The sequence below is a fragment of the Nonomuraea sediminis genome (assembly GCF_018531495.1).
GTDB classification, from domain to species: Bacteria; Actinomycetota; Actinomycetes; order Streptosporangiales; family Streptosporangiaceae; genus Nonomuraea; species Nonomuraea sediminis.
This window is the reverse complement of the sequence record NZ_JAHDTI010000001.1, coordinates 481,229-503,872: the sequence shown is the minus strand read 5'-3', so window position 1 is coordinate 503,872 and position 22,644 is coordinate 481,229. Positions and strand designations below refer to the sequence as shown.

The following is a 22,644-nucleotide window of genomic DNA, read 5'->3' as shown; positions in this document are numbered from 1 at the left end:
TCAAGTTAGGAAGGACTTCGATGTCATTACCTGCAGTTCACCGATTTCGCGCCTTACGACGCGTGGCCGCGACGATGGCTCTCGGCCTCGTCCTGCCGTTGCTGTCGCTGTTATCGTCGCCGGCACAGGCGGTGACGACGCGCACCACCGCTGCTGCCGATTCCTTCAAGGTGCTCGTCTTCTCCAAGACCACCGGATTCCGGCACGACTCGATCCCCGACGGCATCGCCGCCATCCAGAAGCTCGGCCAGGACAACGGCTTCGCGGTCGACACCACCGAGGACGCCGCGAAGTTCACCGACGAGAACCTGGCGCAATACCAGGCCGTCATCTTCTTGTCCACCACCGGAGACCCGCTGGGCGCCCAGGAGCAGAAGGACGCTTTCCAGCGATACATCCAGAAAGGCGGCGGTTTCGTGGGCATCCACGCGGCCGCCGACAGCGGGTACAGCTGGTCGTGGTACGGCAAGCTCGTCGGCGCGTACTTCAAGTCGCACCCGGCGATCCAGCAGGCCACCGTCACGGTCGAGGACCCGGCACACCCGTCCACCGCGAACCTGCCCACGTCGTGGAGCCGTACCGACGAGTGGTACGACTACCAGGCCGACCCCCGCGACACCGTGCACGTGCTGACGTCGCTGAACGAGAAGTCCTACTCCGGCGGCACCATGGGGATCGACCACCCGAACACGTGGTGCCAGGACTACGACGGCGGCCGTTCGTGGTACACGGGCCTCGGCCACACCAAGGAGAGCTTCACCGAGCCGCAGTTCCTGAGCCTGCTCCTCGGCGGCATCAAGTCCGCCGCGGGCGCGGTGAAGGCCGACTGCTCGGCTTCGCAGACCGGCAGCTTCGAGAAGGTCACCCTCGACGACAACACCTCGAACCCGATGATGCTGGACGTCGCTCAGGACGGCCGGGTCTTCTACATCGACCGGATGGGCGAAATAAAGATCATCAAGCCCGCCGGCGGCACGGTGTCGGCCGGCAAGCTGAGCGTGTTCACCGCCAACGAGAGCGGGCTGCTCGGGCTGGCGCTGGACCGCGACTTCGCCACCACGAACTGGGTGTACCTCCTCTACTCGCCTGCGAGCGAGAACGTCGACCGGCTGAGCCGGTTCACCGTCACGGGGGACACCCTCGACATGTCGAGCGAGAAGAAGATCCTCGACGTGCCGGTGCAGCGGGCCGAGTGCTGCCACCACGGTGGCGGCATGCTGATAGATCACAAGACCGGTGACCTGTGGATGGCCTTGGGCGACAACACCAACCCGTTCGCCTCCGACGGCTACGCGCCGATCGACGAGCAGTCCGGCCGCGCGTTCTGGGACGCGCAGCGCACCGCGGGCGACACCAATGACCTGAGTGGCAAGCTGCTGCGGATCCACCCCGAGGCGAACGGCACCTACACGGTGCCGCAGGGCAACCTGTTCGCGCCGGGTACGGCGAAGACCAGGCCGGAGATCTACGGCATGGGATTCCGCAACCCCTTCCGCATCGGCCTCGACCCGAAGACCGGATACCCCCTGGTGGCCGATTACGGCCCCGACGCCGGGTCCGCGAGCGCGACGCGGGGCCCGCAGAACACGGTCGAGTGGAACCTGATCACCAAGCCGGGCAACTACGGCTGGCCGTACTGCATCGGCAACAACAGCGCGTACATCGACTACGACTTCGCCACCAAGACGTCCGGGTCGGCGTTCAACTGCGCCGCGCCGGTCAACAACTCGCCCAACAACACGGGCCTGACCAACCTGCCGGCGGCGATCCCGGCGACGGTCTGGTATCACTACGCGACCGACGCGCAGAACTTCCCCGAGCTCAGCGGCGGCGCGCCGATGGCAGGCCCGGTCTACCGCTACGACCCTGACCTGCAGTCCGACGTCAAATGGCCGGCGTACTGGGACGGCAAGGCGATCTTCGCCGAGTGGAACAGCAGCAAGATGTACTCCTTCCAGCTCAACGAGGACACCACCAAGCTCGTCAAGATCAATCAGGTCTTCAAGACCATGGGCTTCAAGAAGCCCATGCACTTCAGGTTCGGCCCGGACGGCGCGCTGTACCTGATCGAGTGGGGATCCGGGTTCGGCGGCGACAACGCCGACTCAGGCATCTACCGCATCGAGTACGTCAAGGGCAGCCGGCCGCCCATCGCCCATGCCTCGGCGGACAAGACCGACGGACCGGTGCCCCTGGAGGTGAAGTTCTCCAGCGAGGGAACGCGGGACCCGGACGGCAAGGCGCTCACCTACGCGTGGGACTTCAACAACGACGGCACCGTCGACTCGACCGACCCCAACCCCACGTACACCTACACCAAGGCGGGTCAGTACAGCGCGGTCCTGAAGGTGACCAACGCCGACAAGAAGACCGCGACGGCGAGCGTGGCGGTCGTGGCGGGCAACACCCGGCCGAAGATCACCTTCGACCTGCCGCCGAACGGCGGCTTCTTCGAGTTCGGCGACCAGGTCAAGTACAAGGTCACGGTCACCGACCCCGAGGACGGCACGATCGACTGCGACAAGGTCCAGATCCAGGCGATCCTCGGCCATGACAGCCACGGCCACCCCCTCGACCAGCACAAGGGCTGTGAAGGCGTCTTGCAGACGCTCACGGACAGCGGTCACGGCACCGACGACAACCTGTTCTACGTCATCGAAGCCAGCTACACCGACAACGGCGGCTCCGGCGGTGCCCAGGCGCTGACCGGGCGTGGTCAGGTCATCTTGGAGACCAAGCGCAAGCAGGCCGAGCACTTCGCCGAGACCGGCCGGGTGGCGGACGGTAAGGGTACGGATGCCGCGGGCGTGCAGACAGAGCCCACCGAGGACTCGGCGGGCGGCAACCTGAACATCGGGTGGACTCAGGACGGCGACTGGTGGTCGTTCGCCCCGGTCAACCTGACGGGCATCACCGGCATCCGGCTGCGGGCCGCATCCGGCGCCTCCGGCGGCACCGTGCAGGTCCGGCTGGGCAACCCCGAGAACGGGACCCTGCTCGGCTCGGTCAACGTGCCGGGCACCGGCGGCTGGCAGACCTACCAGGACGTCACGCTGAACCTGACGAACCCGCCGACCGACAGCGGACCGTTGTACTTCGTCGTGCGCAAGCCGGCGAACGCGGCCGACAACTCCTACCTGGTCAACGTCAACTGGGTCGATTTCATCGGCACCGGAGTCACGGCGAACCAGCGCCCGAAGGTGACCGTTTCGGCGAACCCGACATCGGGCGTCGCTCCGTTGAAGGTCGACTTCACGGCCTCGGCCACCGACCCCGACGGCGACACGCCGCTCACCTACAAGTGGAACTTCGGGGTGAACGGAGCCCCGGAGCCGACGACCGCGAACGCGAGCTACACCTACGCCGCGCCGGGAACCTACACCGCCACGGTGACCGTGACCGACGCCAAGGGCGCGACGGCCAAGGGGCAGATCCCCGTCAAGGTGGACGCGCCGAACACGGTGTGCCTGTCCGGCCGTTCCGACGACTTCCTCGGGACGGAGCTCGACCGCGGCCGCTGGTCGGTCATCAGGGAGAGCCAGACCCTCAAGGTCGCGGACGGCAAGCTCGTGATCCCGACGTCGAACACCGACATCTACGGAGCAGGCGGCAACACCTCGAACATCGTCGTGCAGCCGGCGCCGTCGGGAGCCTGGACGGCCACGGCCAAGGTCACCCTCAACGCGCGTGACCAGTACCAGCAGGCGGGCCTGGTCCTCTACGGCGACGACGACAACTACGCCAAGATGGTGCTGGAGGCGCGCGGCACCAACGACCACGCCAACCGCATCTTCCAGTTCATCCGCGAGGAGAACGGCCAGCCGAACGAGGTGGCGCAGAGCAACACCGCCGCGCTCGGGGACGCCTATCCCGACACCGTGTACGTCCGGTTCGTCAGCGACGGCACCAACCTGACCGCTGCCTACTCGGCCGACGGCATCACGTTCACCGCGATGCCGCAGTCGAAGCCGCTCGCCGGGATCCAGAACCCGAAGATCGGACTGCTCTCCCTGTCCAGCACCGGCAGCCACCCGGTGATCGACGCGTCCTTCGACTGGTTCCAGATCACCCCCGACGACAAGGCGACCACGCCGGGGGCGGACGACGAGTTCGACGGCACGGCGCTCGACGGCTGCCGCTGGAACGCCATCGTGCGGCCCGGCCCCTCGGCCGTACGGGTGACCGGCGGCAACCTGGAGATCGACACCTCGAAGGGCGACATCTACGGGACGAGCAACACCGCGCCGGAGAACTTCATCCTGCAGAAGGCACCGGAGGGTGACTGGACGCTGGAGACCAAGATCGACGCGTCGGCGTTCAACCAGGCCTATCAGCAGGGCGGGCTCATGGTGTACGCCGGTGACGACGACTACGTGAAGTTCGACTTCGTCACCGACAACGCACCGGGCTCGGCGGTGCAGCGCAGGCTCGAACTGCGCAGCGAGGTCGGCGGGGCCGTGCAGCAGCCGACACCGCAGGTCACCTCGCTCTCCGGCGGCATGTGGTGGCTGCGGCTGAAGAAGGAGGCGGACACCTTCCACGGGTTCTACTCCTCCAACGGCGCCACGTGGACCGAGATGGCCGCACCGGTGAAGAACAGCAAGGTAGCCAGTGGTGCGAAGGCCGGCGTGTTCGCCTTCGGCGTCAACCAGACGGAGTCGAAGACGGCCAAGTTCGCCTACTTCCACCTCTCCCAGGGCGGCACCGGAACCGGCGACAAGACCGCGCCGTCGACGAGCGCCGCGACGGACCCGGCGCAGCCGGGGAGCGGCTGGTTCACCGGTCCGGCCACGGTCACGCTGACGGCCGCCGACGAGGCGAACGGCAGCGGGGTCGACCGTACCGAGTACCAGCTCGACGGCGGCGCCTGGACCGGCTACACCACCCCGATCGTCGTCTCCGGCGACGGTTCGCACACGCTGGCCTACCGTTCGGCGGACAAGGCGGGCAACGTCGAGAACGCCAAGACCCTCGCGGTCAAGGTGGACGCGACGGCGCCGGCGACCACCGCGGAGTACGCCGCGGGGAACGACGAGGGATGGCACAACCAGGCGGTGCCGGTGAGCCTCACCGCGAAGGACGAGACGTCCGGCGCGGCGGGTATCGAGTATTCCCTGGACGGCGGCCCCTGGACGCCGTACACGGACGTGGTCACCGTCTCGGGCGAGGGGCAGCACGAGCTGCGCTACCGCTCGACCGACAAGGCGGGCAACGTCGAGGACGTCAAGGCCGTAACCGCCAAGATCGACACCAAGGCCCCGACCGTCCTGATCTCCGGCGTGGCGGCCGGCGAGAAGTACGGCGACGGCCAGGACCTCGGCATCAGCTGGCAAGCCCTCGACTCGGGCTCCGGCGTCAAGTCGGTGAACGGCACGCTGGACGGCAAGCCGTTCGAGCCGGGCACGGCACTGGCGCTGTACGCGCTCCCGCTGGGCGAGCACACGCTCACCGTCACCGCCACCAACAAGGCCGACAACCAGACCGAGCAGGTGGTGACGTTCTCCGTCGTCACGTCGACGGGTGACGTCGGCAACCTGATCGACCGCTTCGAGGCAGCAGGGAAGCTCACCGACAAGACCGCGCACACGCTCCGCAGCAGGCTCGCGAGCGTCCGCGACGCGGAGGTCAAGGAGAAGAACAACGCCAAGATCGCCAAGGAACTGGAGAAGTTCAGGGAAGTCGCGGGCGACACCTCGCTCGTCACGGACGACCAGGTCCGAGCCGCGCTCATCCGTGACGTCGACGCGCTGATCGCCCAGTACGGCGGCAGCTCGAAGGCCGCACGATGAGCGACCTGGCACCTCGCTGAATCCCTCGCGGGTGCCCCGCGACGTACGTCGCGGGGCACCCGCCCCACCCCACTCTGATCAGTACGCACGTCCATCGGGAGGTGGCGGCCATCAGCCGACACAAGACATCCCCGGCGCGAAACCGGGTGGTGCCGCAGACCCGGCGACGGGTGTTCGCGCTCGCGACCGCGTTCACGCTCGGCGCCCTCGTCGCGGGCGGCTCGGTGTTCGCGGTGACCCGCCCGGACTCCACCGAGCGGACGGTCGAGCGGCTCCGGTCGGAGGCCGCCCTGCGGGACAAGGAACAGATCAAGGCGCTCACCGAGCTGGCCCGCACCACCCGCGACCGGCTCACTCCGGTGCTCGACGGACTGGACCGGGCCATGCCCACCGGGCCTGCCGCGGCCCCCCCGGCCGATGTCGCGAAGTGGCGGCAGGCGGCCGCCGCGGCCGTCAAGGACTTCGCCGACCCGCCTTCCGGCGAGACCGCCACCAACGTGGCACGCTCGAGCCTCGCCTCCGCCGTACGGCAGCTCGCCACCACCGTCGACACGTACGCAAGCTCGCAGGCACTCGCGGGGCCGACCCGCGAGACCGTATTGGCCCTTGCCATCCGGCAACGCGCTGACGCGATCTTCACCTGGTCCGTCGGCGCCACCGCTCTCGACGCGGTGAACGTCGACGCAGGTTACGGACACCAGCACGTGTTCCTGCCGGTCTCGCCCGGCAGCGGGGCACTCACCGCCGATCCCGAACACCAGGGGAGCAATTCGTGAAACTGACTCTGAGGAACACCGCAGCGGCTGTCCTGCTCGCCGTACTCGGTCTGCTGCTTGGCGCGCCTGCGGCTTCCGCGCACGGTGGGCCGATCGTCCTGGAGGTGTCCGGAGACGGCGGCCACGGCGTCAACGTGGTGGTCACCTGGAAGAAGGATCGTCATCCTGTCAGGGACACCGTCATCGGGACGGTGTCCGCGACCTCCAGCGACGGCCGTTCCTTCGGACCGGTCAAGCTCGTCTCGGCGCCCGAGGGCCAGAATCTCTACCGCTCCGCCCAGCCGCTGCCGACCGGCGAGTGGCATGTCACGGTCACTGCGGCAGAACCGTCCGAGGCGAAGGAGACGGTGGACGTGATCGCACGAGACATCGCCGCACCTGAGCAGTCGCAGGCCGCCGAGGCGCCGCAACAGCTCGCCGGGGCACCGGTGCGGGCCGTCGCCGCGACGGACTCGGGCGGCTTGTCGCTCACCACGGTTTTCGTCATCGCGTTGGGCATCGCCGCGGCGGCGGTGGCCGGTGTGGTGGCCGGGAGGCAACTGCTCCGTCGCAAGCAGCCGGACCTCCGGCTCTAGGCTCCGGCTCGCTCCAGTTCGCCTCACCCGAGTGGGGCGCCGTCACCGATTGGGGAACCCGCGGCAATGACACTCGTCGCAGGCGTCGATTCGTCCACTCAGAACTGCAAAATCGTGATCAGAGACACCGCGACAGGACAGCTCGTCCGCTCCGGCAGGTCAGGCCACCCGCAGGGCACCGAGGTGGACCCCGCGCACTGGTGGGAAGCGCTGCGGGAGGCCATCGCCCGAGCCGGCGGCCTCGACGACGTCGCGGCGATCGCCATCGCGGGCCAGCAGCACGGCCTCATCGCCTTGGACGCCGGCGGCCACGTCATCCGGCCGGCACTGCTCTGGAACGACACCAGGTCGGCAGCCGCCGCGCGTGACCTCGTCACCGAAGTAGGCGCGAAGTCCTATGCCCGCAGGACGGGAACCGTGCCCGTGGCCTCCTTCACCGCCGCCAAGCTGCGCTGGTTGCGCGATCACGAACCGGGCAACGCCGCCCAGGTCGCCGCCGTCGCGCTGCCGCACGACTGGCTGACCTGGCGGTTGCGCGGATACGGTCCCGCCGGGTCGAGCGAGCTCGGGCCGGACCTCGGCGAGCTCGTCACCGACCGCTCAGATGCCAGCGGCACGGCGTACTGGAACCCGGCCACCGGCCAGTACGACCAGGAACTCTTCTCGCGGGCGCTCGGGCACGCGGCGATCGTGCCGCGGATCCTCGGGCCGTCAGAACGCGCCGGTACGGTCGCCGGAACCGCGATCGTCGTCGGCGCCGGCGCGGGCGACAACGCCGGAGCGGCGCTCGGCCTCGGCGCCACCCGCGGCGACGTCGTCGTGTCGATCGGGACGAGTGGCACCGTGTTCGCCGTGACCGACCGTCCCACCTGCGACGACACCGGCGTCGTCGCTGGCTTCGCGGACGCGAGCGGCCTGTTCCTGCCGCTGGTCGCGACGTTGAACGCGGCCCGTGTCCTCGATGCCGTGGCGGGCCTCCTCGACGTCGATCACGACCGGCTCGGCAAGCTCGCGCTCGAAGCTCCTGCGGGCTCGCACGGGCTCGTGCTCCAGCCGTACTTCGAAGGAGAGCGCACCCCCAACCTGCCCGATGCCACGGCCACCATGTTCGGGCTGACGCTGAGATCGACGACCCGGCCGGCGCTGGCACGCGCGGCGATCGAGGGCATGCTGTGCGGTCTCGCCGACGGTCTGGAGGCCCTCCGCCTTCAGGGCGTCGAGGCCGGCCGCGTGCTGCTGATCGGCGGCGCGGCCCAGAACGCCGCCGTGCAGGAGATCGCCGCCCAGACGTTCGAGCCCCCGGTGATCGTCCCGCTGCCCGGCGAGTACGTCGCGGACGGCGCCGCCACGCAGGCGGCATGGGCGCTGACGGGGACGCGGCCACGCTGGCCGCTCTCCATCGCGGCCGAACCGGTACCCGACTACCGGCCCGTCATCCGCGAGCAGTACACCCGATACGCGCGCTGAGCGGGATCATGCGGGGGCTGTCGCACGCGCGCCCCGCGTTCGCAGGTACGGCCTCGGCGGCAAGGTAGCAAGCACTGCGAGGGTGTGGGTATAGATGGATTAAGTGGGTACCCCCGCTTGCCGGAGGTGCCGCAGTTCCGCGATCGGGGGATTTCGTGTCCATCGTCGACAAGATCAAAGATATGCTCGGCAAGCACCCGGACCAGGTCAAACAGGCCGTCGACAAGGCCGGTGACATGATCGACAAACAAACCGGAGGTAAGTACGCCGACAAGGTCGACAAGGCCCAGGAAAAGGCCAATGAGTTCATCGACAAGTCCACGGAGGAGAAGGGCTGAGCGCTGTCCGTCCGCCTACTCGTCTCCATCCAGGAGTCGCCAACCAAAGCATTGGCACGGAAATTGTTGGGTCTTTCAAACGTTAAATAGAGTAGCGGCGCCAACCGCATACAGCGAAGAAGCCCCGCCCCTCGACCAGGAGGGGCGGGGCTTGCCCGCTCGGGGGGAGACGGGCTCCGCGGAGTAGGGGTTGCGTCGACGGTATCTCGAGAGCCTGGCGCAGCGCGCTCGCTCTTAGTTATATCTCCGATACACGCGGTGATGAATGAGTTGCCCGCCGTGTTCAGGTAGCCGGTCGTCCCTGCCGCGAACGACATGAGCAGGGGTCACCACCACCGCGAGCGAGCCGACCGCGAGTGGGCACGCCGCTTGAGCTTCCGCACTGCCGATGATCCTGTTCAGGTGGCTCTCGATGTCATCCGGGCGAGGCCCGCCCGAGGTCAGCGCGCCTTGCTGGCCGCGCCGTACGGGCTCGACGTGCTGGAGCGGCTCGGGCTCGAACGAGTGCGGGGACACAACGCCGCACTGGCGGCCTGCGGGCAGCGAGTCGTGGCCGAGGCCCTGCACGCGGCGGGCCTGTGCGCGGACGCCTCGCCCGGATCCGCCCAGGCCGCGGACTCCTCCCGCTCGCGGTCTCCGCAGACCGCAAGCTCGTGCTCTCAGGCTCGTACCGGCCACCCTGATGTGCCGATGCGGGTGGTACGGCTGGCGGCCGGCCTTGGCGGGACCAAGGCCCAGGCCGACGCGCTCTGTGAGGAGGTCCTCGATCGCCTCGGGTGCCAGATCAAGATTGACCCGGGTGGGCTGCTCCGCCTGTCGGCGCACATCTACAACCGGACCGACGACTACGACCGCCTGGCGACCGTACTGGCGATATGAACGTTCAACACGGTTTGGTCACGCTGCTTGTCTGTGCAATGTCACACATTTACTGTCGATCTCGTTTGGTTCGCTCAACATCGGTTCAAACCTCGGGAGCGACGTGTGACAAGGAACAAGGGCCTGCTCGCGCTGGCCACAGTCCTGGTGCTGAGCCTGTCCGCGTGCGGCGGCGGCAACGAAAAGCCCCGCCCGGCCGGTACGGGAGACGGGCCCGTCAAGGGCGGCACTCTCACCGTCTTCAACAACACCGACTTCACCCATCTCGACCCTGCGCGCAACTGGACCATGCGGGACATGGGCTTCGGGATACGCCTGCTCTACCGCACGCTCACGACCTTCAAGGCGGGCACCTCCGAGGTCGTCCCCGACCTCGCCACCGACCTGGGCAGGCCGTCCGAGGGCGGCAAGATCTGGACCTTCACCCTCAAGGACGGCGTGAAGTACGAGGACGGCACTCCGGTCAAGGCGCAGGACATCAAGTACAACGTCGAGCGCTCCTTCGCCCCGGAACTCACCGGGGGCCCCGACTACGCGCGCAAGTACCTGGTCAGCGACAAGTACGAGGGCCCGCTCGCCGGCAAGCACCTCGACTCGATCGAGACGCCCGACGACAAGACGATCATCTTCCACCTCAAGCGTCCGGTCGCCGAATTCTCCGAGACCGTCACCCTGCCCACGTTCGCCCCTGTGCCGCAGCCCAAGGAGGCCGGAGTCAAGTACGACGACCGCCCGTTCTCCTCCGGTCCATACAAGATCGAGAAGTACCAGCGGAAGGTGGAGCTTGTCCTCGTGCGCAACGAGCACTGGGACCCCGCCACGGACCCCGTGCGCAAAGCCCTCCCCGACCGGATCGTGGTCAACATGTCCGTGGGCGGCGCGGCCCGTGACACCCGGCTCATCGCCGACCAGGGGCCGGACCGCTCGGCGATCGGCTATACCGACGTGGCCCTGTCCGTGCTGCCCAAGATCTTGACCAACCCGCGGGCGCAGCAGCGGATGAGCAGCATGGTCGACGGCTGCACCGGCCTGATCTACCTCAACACCTCGAAGCCGCCCTTCGACAACCAGAAGGTCCGCATGGCCGCGCAGTACGCAGTGGACAAGACCGCGCTGCAGACCGCGGACGGTGGCCCGCAGGTGGCCACGGTCGTCGGCGCCATCCTGCCGCCGGGGCTCACCGGGGGCGTGCAGCGCGACATCCTGCGCATACCGCCGACTGGCGACGTGGAGAAGGCCAAGGCGCTGCTGGCCGAGGCGGGGGTGCAGCCCCCGGTGAAGATCCGCATGGCCACGAGTACCGGAGGCAAGGCGAAGGCCGAGGCGCTGCAGGCAGGGCTCAAGCGCGCCGGATTCGACCTGCAGATCGACCTCGTGGACGTCTCGGCGGTGGGCGGCATCAACGGCACTCCCGCGAAGATGCCCGAGCTGCAGTTCGGTGGCTGGTGCCCGGACTACCCCTCCGGCTCCACCTTCCTGCCGATGATCACCGACAGCCGTCTCATCAGCGAGGGCTACCACGGCGGTAACGCCGCCCTGCTCAAGGATCCGGCGATCGACAAGAAGATCGACGAGATCGACTCGATGACCGACGCGAACGCCGCCAACAAGGCCTGGCTGGGATTGGAGGAACAGGTCATGGCCACCGGCGCCTACATCCCCATCACGCTGGTGAAACAGAACAACCTGTACGGCTCGAACGTGGCGGGCGTCAAGGGCAACCCGATCTGGGAGGGCAACCCCGACTTCGCTGAGATCGGGCTCAAGGACCCGAACCTCTCGAAGTGATCACAGCATCCAAGGGGCCCTGGCGGCTGGCCTTCGACCGGCTGCGCCGCAGCAGATCCGCCATGACCGGGCTCGGCATCGTCTGCTTCTTCGTGCTGCTGGCCCTGACGGCACCGCTGCTGGTACGGCTCGGCGGCTGGGACCCCACCCAACCTGACCCCACCGCGATCGACCCCAACCTGGCGGGATTGCCCCGCCAGGCCTTCAGCGCCGAGCACTGGTTCGGCGTCGAGCCGGTGAGCGGCCGGGATCTGTTCTCCCGGGTCGTGATGGGCACCCAGGTCTCGATGCTGGTCGCATTCGCCGGGGCCGCCGTGGTCCTCACGCTCGGCGCGTTGTTCGGCGTCACCGCCGGGTTCTTCGGCGGCTGGGTGGACACGGTGATCAGCCGCCTGATGGATCTGCTCATGTCGTTCCCCGGCCTCATCTTCATGATCGCGATCATGTCGGTAACGCCGCACATCAATCGGCTGGCCATGCTGATCTCGGTGATCGGGCTGTTCAGCTGGCCCGGTATCGCCCGGATCGTGCGGGGGCAGACGCTGTCGGTCAGGGAGCGCGAGTTCGTGGAGGCCGCCAGGATCAGCGGTTCCGGCGTCGGCCGGATCCTGCGCCGCGAGATCCTGCCCAACGTGGCCGGGCCGATCATCGCCTACGCGACGCTGCTGGTGCCCGGCATGATCAGCGCCGAGGCGGCGCTGTCCTACCTCGGCATCGGCATCCGCCCGCCCACCCCCTCGTGGGGTCAGATCCTCGCCGACGCGGTGACCTACTACGACGTGGCCCCCACCTACTTCGCGATCCCCAGCCTCTGCCTCTTCCTCGTCATCCTGGGGTTCAGCCTGCTCGGTGACGGGCTGCGTGACGCCATTGACCCCAAAGGGGCACGGTCATGATCCTCTACCTGCTGCGCCGACTGGCAGCCGCGGCGGCCGTGCTGCTGGCGATCTGCCTGACCACCTTCGTCATCTTCACTCTCCTGCCCAGCAACCCCGCGCTCATCGCCTGCGGCAAGAGCTGCACAGCGGAACGGCTGGCCGAGATCAGCAGCCAGATGGGGCTGAACAGGCCGCTGATGACCCAGTTCACCGACTACGTGACCGGCATCTTCGCCGGCCGCTCCCTGGGCACCGGCCAGTACGCCATCGCCTGCCATTTTCCCTGCCTGGGCTATTCCTGGCAGACCGGGCAGTTGGTCTGGGACGTCTTGATGGAGGGCCTGCCGATCACGTTCTCCCTGGCGATCGGCGCGAGCGTGCTCTGGCTCGTCGGCGGGCTCGCCGTGGGCGTGACATCGGCGCTGCGCAAGGACACGGTCACCGATCGACTGCTGGTCGGCTCGACCGTGGTCACCGCGGCCCTCCCGATCTACTTCGTCGGCCCGATGCTGCTGTTCGTATCCGTTCGATGGCTGGGGCTCCTGCCGTACCCCAGCTATGTCCCCTTCACTGAAGATCCCCTGTCGTGGGCGCGGAACCTGCTGCTGGCCTGGGCCGCGCTGGCGATGTTGTCGGCCGCGATGTACGCCAGGCAGAGCCGCTCCTCGATGATCGAGACGATGGCGGAGCCGTACATCCGCACCGCCCGCGCCAAGGGGCTGCGCCGCCGGACGGTCGTGGTCAAACACGGGCTGCGCGCCGCGCTGACTCCGATCGTCACCCTCTTCGGCATGGACCTGGGCGGGCTCATGGGCGGCGCGATCATCACCGAGTCCATCTTCGGGCTGCCGGGTATCGGGAAGATCACCGCGGACAGCATCACCGGGCAGGACTATCCGGTGATCATGGGCACCACGCTGCTGGCCGCGTTCTTCATCGTCTTCACCAACCTCGTCGTGGACCTGCTCTACGGCGTCGTGGATCCGAGGGTGCGCCATGCTTCTTGACGTCGATGGGCTGGGCGTCTCCTTCGGCGACCTGCGCGCGGTCCAGGATGTGAGCTTCGGCCTCGACCGGGGCCACACGCTCGGCATCGTCGGTGAGTCCGGTTCGGGCAAATCCGTGACCAGCCTGGCGCTGCTGGGTCTGCATCTGGGCGCCTCCGTGACGGGATCGGTGCGGTTCGACGGGCAGGAGCTGGTCGGTGCGCCGGAGGAGACGCTGCGCCGGCTCCGCGGCCATCGGATGGCGATGATCTTCCAGGATCCCCTGTCGTCGCTGCACCCGTACTACACCGTGGGCGAACAGATCGCCGAGGCCTATCGGCTGCACTTCGGCGCCTCGCGACGGGTCGCCAAGCGTCGTGCGGTGGAGACGCTGGGCGAGGTCGGAATCCCCGCGCCGCGCGAGCGTGCCGGAGATCACCCGCACCAGTTCTCCGGCGGCATGCGCCAGCGTGTGATGATCGCGATGGCGCTCGCCTGCGAACCCGACCTGCTGGTGGCCGACGAACCGACCACCGCCCTGGACGTGACCGTGCAGGCCCAGATCCTGGAGCTGATCAAGAGGATCCAGCTGGAAAGGGGCCTGGCCGTCATCATGGTCACCCACGACCTCGGCGTGATCGCCAGGGTCGCGGACCAGGTCCTGGTCATGTACGGCGGGCGAGTCGTGGAGCAGGCCACAGCCGACTCCCTGTTCGACGCGCCGTGCCACCCCTACACCCACGGCCTGCTCGACTCCCTGCCGAGACTGGACGACTCGCAGGACACACCGATGCGGACCATTCCCGGGTCCCCGCCCTCCTTGCTCGACCCGCCACCTGGTTGCCCCTTCCACCCCCGGTGTCCACACCGGATGGCGGTCTGCGAGACCGGCCTGCCTGTCTTGGCGGAGTCCTCGCCTGCCCACCTCGTCGCCTGTCACCTGGGGAGTTCCTGATGCTCGAGGTCAGCGACCTGCAGATGCGTTTCAAGAGTGTGCGAGCGGTGAGCGGCGTCTCCTTCTCGGTACGGCAAGGCGAGACACTCGGCCTCGTCGGCGAGTCCGGCTGCGGCAAGTCCACCACCGCGCGCGCGATCGTGCGGCTGCTCGAGCCCACCGGCGGGTCGATCCACTTCCAGGGCCGGGACATCACCCACGCCCGGCAGCGGGAGCTGCGGCCGCTGCGACGCGACCTGCAGATGATCTTCCAGGATCCGTACTCTTCGCTGAACCCCCGCCAGACCGTCGGCCAGATCATCGCCAATCCGCTGGTCGTCCAGGGGATCTCCGGCGTCAGGGCCAAAGTGGGCGAGCTGCTCGACATGGTCGGCCTGATTCCCGAGCACGTCGACCGGTACCCGCACGAGTTCTCCGGGGGCCAGGCCCAGCGGATCGGCATCGCCCGTGCCCTGGCCACCCGGCCCAAGCTGGTCATCGCCGACGAGCCGGTCTCGGCGTTGGACGTCTCCGTCCAGGCGCAGATCGTCAACCTGCTGGAGGAACTGCAGCGCGAGCTGGGCCTGACCTACATCTTCATCGCGCACGACCTGTCAGTGGTGCGCCGCGTCAGCGATCGGGTCGCGGTGATGTACCTGGGCCGGATCGTCGAGATCGGCGACCGGCAGGCGCTCTACGACAGCCCCGCCCACCCCTACACCCGCGCACTGCTGTCGGCCGTACCGGTGCCGGATCCGAAGGTCGAGCGGAAACGGGAACGGATCGTGCTCCAGGGCGACCCTCCCTCCCCGGCCGCGCCGCCGCCGGGCTGCCTCTTCCATCCCCGGTGCCCGCAGGCCCAGGAGATCTGCTCGGTGGAGCGTCCCTTGCTCCAGGTCCATCGTGGTCGAGAGGTGGCCTGCCACTTTCCGCTGTAGCAGTACGACCGATGGCCGGGCGTGGCCGCCCGGCCATCGATCGAACGAGCTAAGCCAGCGGAGTGGACGGGCCGACCCGCACCGTGGTCCGCAGGCCGCGCTCAGCCTCCGAGACGACCTCGATCCGGGTGTTGGTGTCCGGCGGCCGGACGCCCAGCAGCGGGTTGGTGCTGTACCAGTAGACGCCGGTGTGGTCGTCGAAGTAGGGCACGCCCGGCTGGGCGGGGAAGACCGTCAGCGCGCCGTCCTTGTGCAGGCGGAGCTGGTCGGTCCTGCCCAGGCCGAAGGTGGCGTCGAACACCTGGAGCCGGCCGTTCGCCTTGGCATTGTCGCGCCACAGCAGGGGGATCGCCCGCGCGTCGATCGGAAGCGTCATGCCCTCGCCGGGGTGCTGGCCGGTGTTGTTGTCGGAGTAGTAGCTGTCCCAGAGCCACACGAGCACGCCGTCCTGGTACGGGTAGCGCTCGTAGATCTGGGCCCGCCTCGGATCATTGAGGAACCCGGCGCTGTAGGGACCGGTCTCGAGGTACTTCCCATAGCCCACGTAGCGGCGGTTCTCCACCAGGTAAGCACGCGGGTGTTCCTTGACGCCGATCTTGCCTGTACGGCTGAAGCCGCCGGCCGACCAGCCGTTGTCACCCTGCTCGGCGTCGTCGGAGAAGACCCCCGGTAAAGCGATGGAGTCGATGACGAAGCCGTTCTCGACGGTGTTGGTGTCGGTGAAGTAGCGCAGCCGGAACAGCACCTTCTGACCCGCCCACGGGCTGAGGTCATAGGTCAGGTCGGCCCAGTCGCTGTGCCCTGTCAGCCCCGGCACGCCGTTGACGCTGGGGATGGGCCGACCGGCCAGGGTGCCACCGACGCCCTTCCACACTTTGCCGTCGGTGGAGACCTCGGCGTACAGGTAGTCGAAGTCCTGCTCGATACGGAACCACGTCTTCGCGGTCAGCGTTGTCGAGGTGGCGGCGGCCAGGTCGATCTCGCGGGTGAGGGTGTTGTTGAGGTAATTGCCCCGCCCGCTCCACCACTGCCATTGCCCTTGCGGTGGATCGGTCAGCTCGGTGCGCTCGATGTGGGGTGGCAGCGAGACGAGCAGCGCCTGCGGATCTTTGGTGTTGTACGAGCTGACGCCCAACGTGTGCGTGGAAGCCGTGGCCGCCTGTGCGCGGTCGTAGGACAGCCAGCCCAGCCGCAGCTTGCTCCAGGCGTCCAGGTCCCCGGGGTACTCGCCGAGCTGCCCGTTGCGCTCGGCCAGGTAGGAGGCGTCCGACATCAGCGACCAGAACTTCACGCCGTTGTCGCCGCCCGCCGTGTCGTACAGGTCGGGCAGGCCCAGGTCATGGCCGAACTCGTGGGCGAGCAGCCCGACGCCGCTGTTCTCGCCGACTGTCAGGAACTTGCCGATCCAGATCCCGGTGTCACCGATCTGGGTGCCGCCCTGCTTGTTGAAGTCCGGCCCATCGGTCCCGCGCAGGTTCCAGTAGGCGTCGTGGTTGACCCCCCACAGCGCGTCGGCACCCTGCGCGCCGCCGCCCCAGGTCTCGTCCACGCCCGCGTGGACGATCTGGACGCGGTCGAGATAGCCGTCCGGCTCGTTGAAGACCCCGTCGTTGTCGTAGTCGTTGCGGTCCCAGACGTCGAAGGACTTCAGCTCCGCGATGATCTGCTGCCTGCTGCGGCCCTTGGCCAGCTCGGCCTGATACCAGGCATTGCCCGCATCCTTGGCGAAGTCGAACAGCGGTAGGTCGCAGTCCAGGCCTGGATCACAGCGCGGCGTGCCGTACCGGGCTTCGTTGTACGGCAGGCGTACCCAGTCGGAGACCGAGCCGTTCAGGTCGTATCGGCCGGAGGATTGCAGGCGGTAGAAGTTGCGCAGCGAGTTCGCGCCGGCGGCACCGTCGAAGAGGCTCCGCTGGTAGTAGGCCTGGTTGAAGTCGCGGCGCCACAGCGTGTGGTTGTCGTAGTTCGCGTTGGGACGCGGAATCGTGTTGTGCTGCGGGCCGGGGGTGCCGCCGTAGCGGATCTGACCGTTGTGCAGGGTTTCGTTGTCGATCCTGTCGCCGAATTCGGCGAGGATCGCGAAGGCACGGTCCTTGCGTTCCAGTGAACGTTCAACATACCGCTTGCCCACCTTGACCTTGGCAAGGCTCGGGGCAGCCAGGACCTCCTGCATCGCGGAGGTCCTGTCCGCCCGTTCCTCGATGGCGATGGGGTCGTACGGTTCGTCCGGGTGGTGACCGTCGCCCGGCTTCGCCGTACCGGACTTGGCCGGCGGCGAACCGGTGGCGGGGTCGGCGTGGGCCGCGCATTGAAGCGAGACCAGCGCTAACGCCACGCCCGCGAGCAGGGCGGAGAACTTTCGCACGCGCTCCTCCTGGAGTTGGGGGATTCGCGCGTAATATGTCACATATCGCAATCTCCAACCAAGATTTCTACGCGACCCGATGCCCGTAATGCGGTTTCTGTCGCCACCTGAATGAACTCGACGTCGTCAACGAAGGCGCGCGCAGGTCCACCGAATGCAAGAACCCTTCCAAGCCCACGGACCCGCCAACTTTGATCGTTCATATATAGGGCTCACCGCGCATGACACGGCCGGGCAGCCTGGTCATCACGATCGTGGGAGGACTGGCATCGAGCTCGGCTCGGACGGGCGTGGGAGCGAGGCCGGGCATGTGTTCGGCGAGGAGGGTCAGCGCGGCCCATTCTCGGTGGGGTTCCCCTCGATCCCACGCCGTGTAGCGCTTGGTCACCGCGTCGTCGCCGAGCTCGAGGTGGTGCGTACTGAACCGGTCAGCCGTCATGCGCTTGCTTCACCCCCACCGGAGGGACAGAAGCTTCCTTGCCCTCCCAAGAAAGGAAGGCTGCAGCTTCGGCCTGTCATCGGGTCGGCCGCTGTGGCGAGACGGCCGTTACTTGAGGCCGGCCGCCTCCAGCAGGGTACGGGCGGCGTCCCTGGCCTGCCGGGCAGGCTCGGACGATCCGCAGATGGCGGCGGTGGTCATGGCCCCTTCGGCGAGGAGGGTGAGCTGGTCGGCCAGCCAGGCCTCACCGCCCGCGGCCGCCACCAGCCGGCCGAGATATCGGCGGAACGCGTCCTTGTGCGCGCGGGCCACCTCGGCGACGGCCGGAGAGGTCGCTCCCAGTTCCCCATAGGCGTTGATGAAGCCGCATCCGCGGAAGTCGGCCTCGCCGAACCAGCCGGACAGCCAGTCGAACACCGCCAGTATCCGCTCCAGTGGTGCCGCCTGGGCGTCGGCGTGGCTTTCCAGTGATTGCCGCCACCGCACGTCACGACGTCGCAGATAGGCGTCCACCAGCGACTCCTTGGAGGGGTAGAGCTGGTAGAGCCGCTTGAGCGAGACCCCGGAGGCGGAGCGGATGTCGTCCATGCCGACCGCCTGGATGCCCCGGCCGTAGAACAGCTCCTCCGCGGCGTCCAACAGGCGCGCCTGGGCTGTTTGCGTATCCATCGCCGACCTCTCACGGGGCTGACCCACTTGCTTCGAGAACCATCGTTCTCTAAGCTACTGCACAGCTGGCGAGAACGCACGTTCTCGCGATCGCTCGGGAACGTGCGTTCTCCGGTCTGGGGGGACCATGACCAAGGATCATTCTTCGGAGCCGGTGGCCGACGACGCCGTCCAGCCCGCAGCTCCGGCCCGTGACTGCGGTTGCGAGCGGGATGTCATGCAGGACATCGCGGCCATCATGCGAGCCCAGCCTCATGGGGCACTCGGCTGGCAACGACGGTTCGTCTCCGACGCCGCACACGAACTGTGCACGCCGATCGCGGGACTGAGAGCACGGCTGGAAGAGGCACGGCTGCACCCTGACGACACCGACCTGGAAAGCCTGCTCGACGGCGCGCTGAACGACGTCGCGCGGCTGCAGGCGATTACCGCCGACCTGCTCGTGCTCGCCAGACCGGAGGCGCATACCGGGCGATGGGAGCGCATGGACCTGGCCGAATTGGTCGAGGGCGCCCTCTCCCGGCGGCCGGATCGGCGTGCGCTGACTTTCCGGCTCGACCCCGGAGTGATCGTGAACGTCGTTCGATGCGATATCAGCCGTCTGCTCGGCAACCTGCTGGACAACGCCGTACGGCACGCCACCACCACCGTCCATGTCGAGGTACGCCGCAAGGGGGACACCGCCGAGCTAGTCGTCGCCGACGACGGTGACGGGATCAACGGGACCGACCGGGAACGCATCTTCGAAGTGTTCGCCCGGCTGGAGCCCTCCCGCTGCCGTCGCTACGGAGGTCCGGGGCTCGGGCTTGCGATCGCCCGCGGCCTCGCCTGGGCTCACCGCGGAACTCTCAGCGTGGAGGACTCGCCTCTTGGTGCGCGCTTCGTCCTTCGGCTACCACTCGCCCCCGCCACCTCCAGCTGACCCTCCTGCCGTCGGAGGCGTGGCGTCAGCGCGATGAGCGCCACGAGGGTCTCAAGGCCACCATTGCAGGGCATACCGGACGCCGGTGTCCCCGGTCGAGGTGTTCGTCAATGAAACACTCTGCTGGTGGACCGTGCTCCAGCGCATGTCGCCGGCTGACCTCCTGCGCGACGAGATGGGCCTGACCGGCACACCTCGGTTGCGAACACGGTGCGCGGGGGCCTGCAGCGGCCTGCTGGACGGCAAGAGCGTACGCGTATGCCTGCTTCTCGCGATACAAGCGTGTGGACGTACCGTCGAGGGTCTGTCCGACGGCACGCGCCTCACGCCGCTGCAGGCCGTCCTCTGCGGCGCTTGCGCAGCCGTGGCCCGGCCATGGCTGCGCGAGCGCGGATGCCGCGATCGGTCACAGGTCGAGATCGCTCAGGCCTGGATGGTCGTCGGGGCGGCGGCCGAGCGGCCAGTGGTACTTGCGCTCCGACTCGTCGATGGGCAGGTCGTTGATGCAGGCGTAGCGCCGGCGCATCAGCCCGTCGGGGTCGAACTCCCAGTTCTCGTTCCCATAGGAGCGGAACCAGTTGCCGGAATCGTCGTGCCATTCGTAGGCGAAACGCACGGCGATCCGGTTGCCGTCGAAGGCCCAGAGCTCCTTGATGAGCCGGTATTCCAGTTCCCGCTTCCACTTGCGGGTGAGGAACGCGACGATCTCTTCGCGGCCGTTGGCGAATTCGGCGCGGTTTCGCCAGCGGGAGTCGACGGTGTAGGCGAGAGCGACCTTCTCGGGGTCGCGTGAGTTCCAGCCGTCTTCGGCCAGCCGGACCTTCTCGATGGCGGTCTCCCGGGTGAACGGGGGGAGTGGTGGACGTGGATTGCTGTTCATGATGGCTCCTTCAATGGAGAACGCTCGTTTTCCATCAGCCTACGAGAACGAGCGTTCTCTTGCAAGGCGCCCGCCGGTAATGCCATCCGCCCAGGTCATGGCTTCGCCTGACGTACGTGATCTCCGGCTGTCAGGGGAGGAGTGGGTGGTCTTCGACGTTGAGCGCAACGATGGACGCCCCGACTCCGAGGTCTACCGGCTCACCCCGCGGGGCGAGCACCGGACGATGCGCGTCCTCGACCTCGCGCACGATCACGAGGGCCGAGGTCTCGAGACATACGTCCATTGGCCGGCGAAGATCCTCGCCGGACCACCCCGGGTCTGGACGAACCGCACGCCACGCATTCCAGAGATATCGATCTCACTCCGCGGAGGTGCCCGCTACCTATAGGACCTTGGAGAGGAACGACCGAGTGCGCTCGTGGGTGGGAGCGGAGATGACCTCATGGGGATCTCCCTCCTCAATGACATGCCCGTCGTCCATGAAGGTCAGCACGTCACCGACCTTGCGGGCGAACCCGATCTCGTGCGTCACCACGATCATGGTCATTCCCGATCTGGCCAGGTCCGTCATCACGTCGAGCACCTCGCCGACGAGTTCGGGGTCGAGCGCGGAGGTGGGCTCGTCGAAGAGCATGAGCTTGGGCCGCATGGCCAGGGCTCTGGCGATCGCCACGCGCTGTTGCTGTCCGCCGGAGAGCTGGGCGGGGAAGGCGTTCGCGCGATCGCCGAGCCCCACCCGGTCCAGGAGCTCCCTGCCGTGGTCGTGAGCCGCCCGCCCACTCTCTTTCTTGATCTTGATGGGGGCGAGTGCGATGTTCTCCAGCACGGTGAGGTGGCCGAACAAATTGAACTGCTGGAAGACCATGCCGATCTCGGCACGGCGCCTGGCCACTACGTGGGGCGCGGCTTCGTGCAGTCGGCCCTGCCGTACGTCGTAGCCCACGGGGCGGCCGTCGACGGCGATGTAGCCGAGGTCGAGGGTTTCCAGGTGGTTGACGCAGCGCAGGAAGGTCGACTTGCCGGAGCCCGAGGGGCCGATCAGGCAACGCACCTCGCCGGGCATGACGGTCATGTCGATGCCCTTGAGCACCTCCACGTGGCCGAACCGCTTGTGCACGTTGGCCGCGACGAGAATCGGATCGGTCATCATCGGCTCCTGTCGTTTCCGTTGAAGCCGCGCCCGTACTTCCGCTCGATGTAGTACTGGCCGACACTCAGCACGGACGTCATGACGAGATACCAGACACAGGCGACGATCAGCAGCGGGATCTGCTTGAAGTTCTTCGCGTAGATCTCGGTGACCGAGCCGAGCAGGTCTTGCACGCCGATGACCAGCACCAGCGAGGTCACCTTCAGCATGCTGATCGTCTCGTTGCCCAGCGGGGGGATGATCACGCGCATGGCCTGCGGCAGCACGACATGGCGCAGGGTGCGGAGGCGGCCGAACCCGAGCGCGGCGGCGGCGTCGGACTGGCCGTACGGGACGCTGATGATTCCGGCGCGGACGATCTCGGCGAGATATGCCGCGGAGTTGAGCCCGAGTCCGAGGATGGCCGCGACGGAGAACGGAATCAGCGCGTTGGTGTCCCAGGTGATGAACTCCGGCCCGAACGGTATGCCCAGCCCGAGTGTGGGGAACAGCGCCGCGGCGAACCCCCAGAACAGGAGCTGGACCAGCAGCGGGGTGCCGCGGAAGAACCACACGAAGAGCCACGCGACCCCGGAGAGCACGCGGTTCGACGACAGGCGCAGTACGGCGAGCACGGTGCCCAGCACCAGGCCGAGCAGCATCGAGGTGAACGTGAGCTGGACCGTGGTCCAGATTCCGGCCAGGACGCGGGGTGCGAAGAGATACTCGGCGACCGTGCCCCAGGCGAAGTTCGGATTGGTGAACAGCGCGTTGACCAGCATGGCCAGCAGTACGACCAGGGCCGCGACCAGCGCCCACTGGGCGGGGTGCTGCCTACGCCGTACGGGTGCCAGGGCGCTGTCGATGGGCCCGCTGTTGGTGTCCATGA

General features: G+C 67.8%; 18 protein-coding genes. 12 read left to right on the top strand and 6 right to left on the bottom strand.

Annotated features, from left to right (window positions below; all coding sequences use genetic code 11):
* Positions 1 to 62: 62 nt before the first annotated feature.
* From KIK09_RS02280 to KIK09_RS02230, 11 genes are all read left to right on the top strand, one after another.
* The gene (locus KIK09_RS02280) at positions 63 to 5,789 is read left to right on the top strand and encodes a ThuA domain-containing protein (RefSeq protein WP_214316912.1); all 5,727 of its coding nucleotides are present in this window, start codon (positions 63 to 65) and stop codon (positions 5,787 to 5,789) included.
* Positions 5,790 to 5,959: 170 nt separating this feature from the next.
* Positions 5,960 to 6,565, top strand: coding sequence for a hypothetical protein (locus KIK09_RS02275; RefSeq protein WP_214316911.1), 606 nt, complete (start codon positions 5,960 to 5,962; stop codon positions 6,563 to 6,565).
* Entirely contained in the window at positions 6,562 to 7,140 is a 579-nt protein-coding gene (locus KIK09_RS02270; protein ID WP_214316910.1) for a hypothetical protein, read from the top strand. The genes KIK09_RS02275 and KIK09_RS02270 overlap by 4 nt, the downstream gene beginning before the upstream one ends.
* A gap of 66 nt (positions 7,141 to 7,206) precedes the next feature.
* Positions 7,207 to 8,607: a xylulokinase gene (xylB, locus tag KIK09_RS02265; RefSeq protein ID WP_214316909.1), complete on the top strand. Its 1,401-nt coding sequence runs from the start codon at positions 7,207 to 7,209 to the stop codon at positions 8,605 to 8,607.
* Positions 8,608 to 8,762: 155 nt separating this feature from the next.
* The gene (locus tag KIK09_RS58945; protein WP_214316908.1) at positions 8,763 to 8,945 is read left to right on the top strand and encodes an antitoxin; all 183 of its coding nucleotides are present in this window, start codon (positions 8,763 to 8,765) and stop codon (positions 8,943 to 8,945) included.
* Between the two features lie 402 nt (positions 8,946 to 9,347).
* The gene (locus tag KIK09_RS02255) at positions 9,348 to 9,824 is read left to right on the top strand and encodes a hypothetical protein (protein ID WP_214316907.1); all 477 of its coding nucleotides are present in this window, start codon (positions 9,348 to 9,350) and stop codon (positions 9,822 to 9,824) included.
* A gap of 105 nt (positions 9,825 to 9,929) precedes the next feature.
* Positions 9,930 to 11,612, top strand: a complete 1,683-nt coding sequence (locus tag KIK09_RS02250; protein ID WP_214316906.1) for an ABC transporter substrate-binding protein — start codon at positions 9,930 to 9,932, stop codon at positions 11,610 to 11,612.
* The gene (locus KIK09_RS02245) at positions 11,609 to 12,508 is read left to right on the top strand and encodes an ABC transporter permease (RefSeq protein ID WP_308163894.1); all 900 of its coding nucleotides are present in this window, start codon (positions 11,609 to 11,611) and stop codon (positions 12,506 to 12,508) included. The genes KIK09_RS02250 and KIK09_RS02245 overlap by 4 nt, the downstream gene beginning before the upstream one ends.
* Positions 12,505 to 13,497, top strand: a complete 993-nt coding sequence (locus KIK09_RS02240) for an ABC transporter permease (RefSeq protein ID WP_214316905.1) — start codon at positions 12,505 to 12,507, stop codon at positions 13,495 to 13,497. Before KIK09_RS02245 ends, KIK09_RS02240 begins: the two co-directional genes overlap by 4 nt.
* A complete protein-coding gene (locus tag KIK09_RS02235; RefSeq protein WP_214316904.1) occupies positions 13,487 to 14,431 on the top strand; it encodes an ABC transporter ATP-binding protein in 945 nt (314 codons plus the stop codon). Before KIK09_RS02240 ends, KIK09_RS02235 begins: the two co-directional genes overlap by 11 nt.
* Positions 14,431 to 15,348: an ABC transporter ATP-binding protein gene (locus KIK09_RS02230; RefSeq protein WP_214316903.1), complete on the top strand. Its 918-nt coding sequence runs from the start codon at positions 14,431 to 14,433 to the stop codon at positions 15,346 to 15,348. The genes KIK09_RS02235 and KIK09_RS02230 overlap by 1 nt, the downstream gene beginning before the upstream one ends.
* A 49-nt stretch (positions 15,349 to 15,397) precedes the next feature.
* Here the strand turns inward: KIK09_RS02230 and KIK09_RS02225 are convergent, their stop codons facing one another.
* From KIK09_RS02225 to KIK09_RS02215, 3 genes are all read right to left on the bottom strand, one after another.
* On the bottom strand, positions 15,398 to 17,713 hold the full coding sequence (locus KIK09_RS02225; RefSeq protein ID WP_308163893.1) for an immune inhibitor A domain-containing protein: 2,316 nt from the start codon (positions 17,711 to 17,713) through the stop codon (positions 15,398 to 15,400).
* A gap of 199 nt (positions 17,714 to 17,912) precedes the next feature.
* The gene (locus KIK09_RS02220; RefSeq protein WP_214316902.1) at positions 17,913 to 18,152 is read right to left on the bottom strand and encodes a phosphotransferase family protein; all 240 of its coding nucleotides are present in this window, start codon (positions 18,150 to 18,152) and stop codon (positions 17,913 to 17,915) included.
* 108 nt (positions 18,153 to 18,260) lie between these two features.
* The gene (locus KIK09_RS02215; RefSeq protein WP_214316901.1) at positions 18,261 to 18,821 is read right to left on the bottom strand and encodes a TetR/AcrR family transcriptional regulator; all 561 of its coding nucleotides are present in this window, start codon (positions 18,819 to 18,821) and stop codon (positions 18,261 to 18,263) included.
* Positions 18,822 to 18,975: 154 nt separating this feature from the next.
* Between KIK09_RS02215 and KIK09_RS02210 the strand changes: the two genes are divergently transcribed.
* The gene (locus tag KIK09_RS02210) at positions 18,976 to 19,743 is read left to right on the top strand and encodes a sensor histidine kinase (protein WP_214316900.1); all 768 of its coding nucleotides are present in this window, start codon (positions 18,976 to 18,978) and stop codon (positions 19,741 to 19,743) included.
* Between the two features lie 406 nt (positions 19,744 to 20,149).
* Here the strand turns inward: KIK09_RS02210 and KIK09_RS02205 are convergent, their stop codons facing one another.
* From KIK09_RS02205 to KIK09_RS02195, 3 genes are all read right to left on the bottom strand, one after another.
* A complete protein-coding gene (locus KIK09_RS02205; protein ID WP_214316899.1) occupies positions 20,150 to 20,623 on the bottom strand; it encodes a nuclear transport factor 2 family protein in 474 nt (157 codons plus the stop codon).
* Positions 20,624 to 21,008: 385 nt separating this feature from the next.
* Positions 21,009 to 21,773, bottom strand: coding sequence for an amino acid ABC transporter ATP-binding protein (locus KIK09_RS02200; protein ID WP_214316898.1), 765 nt, complete (start codon positions 21,771 to 21,773; stop codon positions 21,009 to 21,011).
* Positions 21,773 to 22,642: an amino acid ABC transporter permease gene (locus tag KIK09_RS02195; RefSeq protein ID WP_214316897.1), complete on the bottom strand. Its 870-nt coding sequence runs from the start codon at positions 22,640 to 22,642 to the stop codon at positions 21,773 to 21,775. The genes KIK09_RS02200 and KIK09_RS02195 overlap by 1 nt, the downstream gene beginning before the upstream one ends.
* Between the last annotated feature and the right edge of the window lie 2 nt (positions 22,643 to 22,644).

Excerpts from the sequence above, each read along its gene's own strand:
- KIK09_RS02205 (WP_214316899.1), bottom strand. The coding sequence starts at position 20,623 with ATGAACAGCAATCCACGTCCACCACTCCCCCCGTTCACCCGGGAGACC.
- xylB (WP_214316909.1), top strand. The coding sequence starts at position 7,207 with ATGACACTCGTCGCAGGCGTCGATTCGTCCACTCAGAACTGCAAAATC.
- KIK09_RS02195 (WP_214316897.1), bottom strand. The coding sequence starts at position 22,642 with ATGGACACCAACAGCGGGCCCATCGACAGCGCCCTGGCACCCGTACGG.
- KIK09_RS02230 (WP_214316903.1), top strand. The coding sequence starts at position 14,431 with ATGCTCGAGGTCAGCGACCTGCAGATGCGTTTCAAGAGTGTGCGAGCG.
- KIK09_RS02240 (WP_214316905.1), top strand. The coding sequence starts at position 12,505 with ATGATCCTCTACCTGCTGCGCCGACTGGCAGCCGCGGCGGCCGTGCTG.
- KIK09_RS02235 (WP_214316904.1), top strand. The coding sequence starts at position 13,487 with ATGCTTCTTGACGTCGATGGGCTGGGCGTCTCCTTCGGCGACCTGCGC.
- KIK09_RS02220 (WP_214316902.1), bottom strand. The coding sequence starts at position 18,152 with ATGACGGCTGACCGGTTCAGTACGCACCACCTCGAGCTCGGCGACGAC.
- KIK09_RS02215 (WP_214316901.1), bottom strand. The coding sequence starts at position 18,821 with ATGGATACGCAAACAGCCCAGGCGCGCCTGTTGGACGCCGCGGAGGAG.
- KIK09_RS02200 (WP_214316898.1), bottom strand. The coding sequence starts at position 21,773 with ATGACCGATCCGATTCTCGTCGCGGCCAACGTGCACAAGCGGTTCGGC.